This window comes from Pontibacter sp. HJ8 (genome assembly GCF_054824225.1).
Genome location: NZ_JSYF01000464.1, coordinates 1 through 5,028, shown reverse-complemented (window position 1 = coordinate 5,028; position 5,028 = coordinate 1). Strand labels below are relative to the sequence as shown.

Annotated in this window: 4 protein-coding genes; 1 reads left to right on the top strand and 3 read right to left on the bottom strand. The window is 49.2% G+C overall.

The features are described 5' to 3' along the window. Positions 1–628: 628 nt before the first annotated feature. The 3 genes from OB13_RS17855 to OB13_RS17845 all read right to left on the bottom strand — a co-directional run bounded on the left by OB13_RS17855 (position 629) and on the right by OB13_RS17845 (position 3,591). The gene (locus OB13_RS17855) at positions 629–1,414 is read right to left on the bottom strand and encodes a hypothetical protein (protein ID WP_461491544.1); all 786 of its coding nucleotides are present in this window, start codon (positions 1,412–1,414) and stop codon (positions 629–631) included. 295 nt (positions 1,415–1,709) lie between these two features. After that, positions 1,710–2,375: an ABC transporter ATP-binding protein gene (locus OB13_RS17850; protein ID WP_461491543.1), complete on the bottom strand. Its 666-nt coding sequence runs from the start codon at positions 2,373–2,375 to the stop codon at positions 1,710–1,712. Between the two features lie 130 nt (positions 2,376–2,505). Beyond that, a complete protein-coding gene (locus OB13_RS17845) occupies positions 2,506–3,591 on the bottom strand; it encodes an AI-2E family transporter (protein ID WP_461491542.1) in 1,086 nt (361 codons plus the stop codon). 223 nt (positions 3,592–3,814) lie between these two features. On the opposite strand from OB13_RS17845, the gene sucC reads away from it, so the two are divergent. Beyond that, positions 3,815–5,011 carry an ADP-forming succinate--CoA ligase subunit beta gene (gene sucC, locus OB13_RS17840; protein WP_461491541.1) on the top strand — a complete coding sequence of 399 codons (1,197 nt, stop codon included), beginning with the start codon at positions 3,815–3,817 and terminating at the stop codon, positions 5,009–5,011. The last annotated feature ends 17 nt before the right edge of the window (positions 5,012–5,028 follow it).

Genomic DNA, 5,028 nt, shown 5'->3' with positions numbered 1-5,028 from the left:
CCGGATCCAACCACCCCTGCCCCTCCTTGTTTAAGGCGGGGAGCCTGCTGTTCCTGCAGGAAAGTTATAGGCGTTGTAGCTGCCGTTCCCTGTAGGTGCACGATTGTCATCCCCCTGCCCCCCTTCCAAGGGGGACTTGCTACCACTACTAATAACTAGGTATAAGCCATGTAGCAGCAGGTATAGATGCTAGGTATAGCGGACAGGTATAGCAAGACTAACTTACAACTGAAGCGACAAAGCAACGGTTTGAGCCAAGTGCAACAGTGACGATTTTGTGTTTGAGCGTTCAGCGAGTTTAAAAGCGTCTTGATTCTTTTGCTTACTTTTCTCATCAAGGAGAAAAGTGAGGCCCCGCCGGCCAGGCGAAGCGATGAAACAACTCAAGTTAAAGCGTGATGAAGTCACCGCTACACAGCAAAGCAGGATATGTGCTGCAAGCTCGCAATAACTATATGCCAAGGTATAGACCATTAAAAGCTATACCTTTACATGGGCCAGAGGCCCCACTGTAGCAGACACGAGCGAAGACGCTCGCGCCAGCAGGCAGAAGAAAAATTGAACCTTCCAAGACATAAAAAAAGCCTGCCTCATCAGAGGCAGGCTTTCACTAGTAGATATTTTGACATTAGGCAGCAGCTGACTGACCGTCTTCACGATCTTCGATCACTTTCTTTAGTTTTTCGATCGCCTGCGCCGCACGCTCCTCGTCAAATCTGTTGATGTTGAGTAACATCTTTGTTTTCTCCTGACGTGTGATGACCGGATTGTTCAGCAGACGGATGATCTCTTCCTTTTGCTTGGCAGAAGCATAACGTACACCGGCTGCCGGTTCAGTTTCAGCCACCGTTGCCTCAGCAGCAGCTGCCGCCGGCGCAGCTTTCATGGTAGCCTTCTTCTCAGTTGGTACCGCCACTTTCTTGGCCGGCTCATTGCCCGCATAATCCATTTCCTCCACAGGAGTAGGCTCGTAACCAGCCGCACGGATGATCCAGGCGAGAATATTGCGATAGGCTTTGCCAATGGCGCGTGTCTGTGCCATAGAGGCAATCGCAAACTCCTGGTAGTACTTCTTGCCCTGCTCTTTGTTAGAGCAGATGGCAAAGCCTGCCCCCACTACCTGCTGACTACGCAGATCCAGTAGGTTTACCTTCGCCTGGTACTTGATCTCCTCATCGGTGCTGATGTTCACGACATGCTCCACTACCGGCAGTATACCGAGACGGTAACCCGCATACTGCCAGCCTTCCACGTTCACGTATTCTTTGCCTTGTATATTCTGGTATAATCTGTTCTCTTTTATAAACTTAGCCAGATCAACAGCTAAGTGAAGCGTCTCGTCCGATTTGGCTATATCATAGCTTTCGACTTTCGGCCTCTTTTCCACTTTTGTCTCTTTATCTGATTGACTCATATCTCGTTAGCTTTCATGGTTTAGTACATATATCAAACACAACCGCTCTCCAAATGGTGCAAAAAAATAAAAAAAATATGCATTATAAGTCATTGTAAATCAATAACTTGTAAATTATTTTCACACCTTGGACACATCCCTCTTTCCTGCCTTCGGAATTACTCCTCAAAAGCAGCAGGGGGGATATAGAATACGTAAAAAATACAAAAAAGGACCAGGGAAAGTATAACAGAAAGAAAAGAAGAGAACACCTGCTCAGGAGGAACAGGCATTATAATTTAGCAAAGAAAGAAGATTATTGCAATGCTTCCTGCACGATCAGGCCGTCTTTCATTACCAGTGTACGGTCGGCCATCGTAGCCAGCTGCTCGTTGTGCGTCACGATCACAAATGTCTGGTTAAACTCCCGGCGCAGTTTGAAGAAGATCTCATGCAGTTCCTGGGCGTTATGCGAATCCAGGTTACCGCTGGGCTCATCTGCAAAAATGATACGGGGCGAATTGACAAGGGCACGTGCCACCGCTGTGCGTTGCTGCTCTCCGCCTGAAAGTTCCGAAGGCTTGTGATGCATGCGGTGCGAGAGGTTGAGCATACTCAGCAGGTTAGCGGCCTGTTCGCGGACTTCTTTTTCGGGGCGACCGGCCAGATAACCCGGCAAACTGACATTTTCGAGGGCTGTGAACTCCGGTAGCAGGTTGTGAAACTGGAAGATAAAGCCGATGTGCCTGTTGCGGAAGCGAGCCAGATCCGTGCCGTTCATGCGGGAGATATTCTTACCATCAAAGAGCACTTCACCTGTATCGGTAGAGTCCAGTGTGCCTAAAATGTGCAGCAACGTACTTTTACCGGCACCTGAGGCACCCACGATGGAAACCACCTCTCCTGCATGGATGAGGAGGTCGATGCCTTTGAGAACTTCTAATGAACCGTATTTCTTATGGATGTTAACTACCTGCAGCACGAGTTGGCAATGATGTATGTGTTGGCGATTACCTTCAACAAAAGGTCTGCCAAAGCTACAAAACAAACACTATAAAGTGGCACCTCGCCATCAAATTTTCAGGAACTCCCTCTCCGGGAATAATATCCGGCTATACTGTGGCTTCTGTTGTGGCCTCGCTTGCCTCTTCTACAGTGCCTGCCTCCGGTGTTTTTTCCAGTACATCCTTCACATACAGCTCTTTTACGAGCACCAGCAGCACAGCCAGTATAGGGGCGGCCATCAACAGCCCAAGGCCACCTACCAGTATACCCAGTAACACCTGGAAAAAAAGCAGCAAAGCAGGCGGCAAGTTAACTGTCTTCTGAAAGATGATCGGTGTGATCAAATACGTTTCCACCATCTGGATAGAACCATACACAAGGATGACCAGCAGCGCCATGTCTGGCCCGATGGTGAAGCCAATCAGTACGGCAGGTATGCCAGCCAGCCAGGGACCTATGTTGGGTATGAAAGCCAGGAAGAAGGAAATAAGCCCCAGTGCAAAGGCTAAAGGCAATCCTATAAAGGAATAAGCGATAGCCGTACTCACACCAATGATGGCCATGGCAGACAGCATACCGAGCAACCACATTTTGAGTGTAGTATAACATTGGTGAAGTACCTCGAGGACGCGCGTACGCTTACGCTCCGGAAAAAGCTTTGTAAAACCATGTGTATACAGCGTGGGGTTTGAGGCAAAAAACAAGGCTGTGATGATCACAATAAACAAGTCGGTCAGGAAACTGAGTGTGGAGGAGAACACGCCGGTAAGCTTCGACAACATTTCTTTTTGCTCGGGCAGCATGTTGTTATAATCCTCCGGAATTTTCTCTACCAGCTTGCGCCCCCAGTTGTATTGTCCAAGCCATTCTTGGAGTCTGGTCAGGGCTTGCGGGAGTGATTTGCGCATCTCGTCCACCTGGTCTGAGATAGTAGGCGCTACCAGCAGGAAGGAACCGATCAGAAGCCCGAAAACAAGCAGGCTCACCAGCAGCAGGCTAAGTCCACGCTTCAGGTGCAGGTAATGCACGACCCAATCCGTCAGGCCGCAGAAAAGCACGGAAAGCAGTATCCCCGCAAAAACCAGTAAGAAAAAATACGAGGCCTGTGCCAACAGGTAAAACCCTGAGACAAAGAGCAGCACGATGAAGGCAGCAATGGCTACCCGTCCTGCAAATGTGTATTCATGCTCCATAAGCTTTTATATAGTAAAGAAGAAATCGGTGGACCACTACCTATACGTACTGCCATTGCAGCCCTACCGTTACCAGACCAGCCTGTCAGAGCGCTTTGCTCTATAGCAGAAAGACTTTTAGGAGTTGCTGATTCTGGCGTCGGAACAGGAATATTTTAAAAAGGCTTTGCTTGAATTTAAGGGGATAAAGGCTTACTTTCGTGCGTCCATTAAAACTGAAAGCATGAACATACACGAATATCAGGGTAAAGACATACTAAAAAGCTATGGCGTCCGCATACAGGAAGGCATCGTAGCTGAAACGCCGGACCAGGCTGTTAAAGCTGCCATGAAACTGACCGAAGAAACCGGTACAGGCTGGCATGTGATCAAAGCACAGATCCATGCGGGTGGCCGTGGTAAAGGTGGTGGCGTAAAGCTGGCTAAGAACCTGGATCAGGTAAAGCAGATTGCAAGTGAAATCCTGGGCATGACCCTGGTCACGCACCAGACAGGCCCTGAAGGCAAACTGGTACGCAAGGTGCTAGTAGCACAGGACGTTTACTATCCAGGCGAATCCGATCCGAAAGAGTTCTACCTGAGCATCCTGCTCGACCGCGCAACGGGCCGTAACGTGATCATGGCATCTACTGAAGGTGGTATGGACATCGAGGAAGTAGCAGAACATACTCCTGAAAAGATCATCAAAGAGTGGATCGACCCGGCTGTTGGTCTGCAAGGTTTCCAGGCTCGAAAAGTTGCTTTTGCTTTCGGACTGGAAGGTGAGGCTTTCAAAGAAATGGTAAAATTCATTACCAACCTGTACAGAGCGTATGTAGAGACCGACGCTTCCATGTTCGAGATCAACCCTGTACTGAAAACTTCTGACAACAAAATACTGGCCGTAGACGCGAAGGTAGACTTGGACGACAACGCCCTGTTCCGTCACAAGAACCTGGCTGCCCTGCGCGACCTGAACGAAGAAGATCCGCTGGAAGTTGAAGCCAGCCTGTCTAACCTGAACTATGTGAAGCTGGACGGCAACGTAGGCTGCATGGTAAACGGTGCCGGCCTTGCGATGGCAACAATGGATATCATCAAGCTTTCCGGTGGCGAGCCTGCTAACTTCCTGGACGTAGGGGGTGGGGCAAACGCACAGACCGTTGAAGCTGGTTTCCGCATCATCCTGAAGGACCCGAACGTGAAGGCCATCCTGATCAATATCTTTGGCGGTATCGTACGTTGCGACCGTGTTGCCAATGGTGTGGTAGAAGCGTATAAGAACATCGGTGATATCCGTGTTCCGATCATCGTTCGTCTGCAAGGTACAAACGCAGAAGAAGGTGCCCGCATCATAGATGAGTCCGGCCTGAAGGTATACTCTGCCGTAGCTCTGAAAGAAGCTGCTGAAAAAGTAGAACAGGTATTGGCACAGGTTTAATCCGATACCATTATAAA

Excerpts from the sequence above, each read along its gene's own strand:
- OB13_RS17855 (WP_461491544.1), bottom strand. The coding sequence starts at position 1,414 with ATGAGTCAATCAGATAAAGAGACAAAAGTGGAAAAGAGGCCGAAAGTC.
- OB13_RS17845 (WP_461491542.1), bottom strand. The coding sequence starts at position 3,591 with ATGGAGCATGAATACACATTTGCAGGACGGGTAGCCATTGCTGCCTTC.
- sucC (WP_461491541.1), top strand. The coding sequence starts at position 3,815 with ATGAACATACACGAATATCAGGGTAAAGACATACTAAAAAGCTATGGC.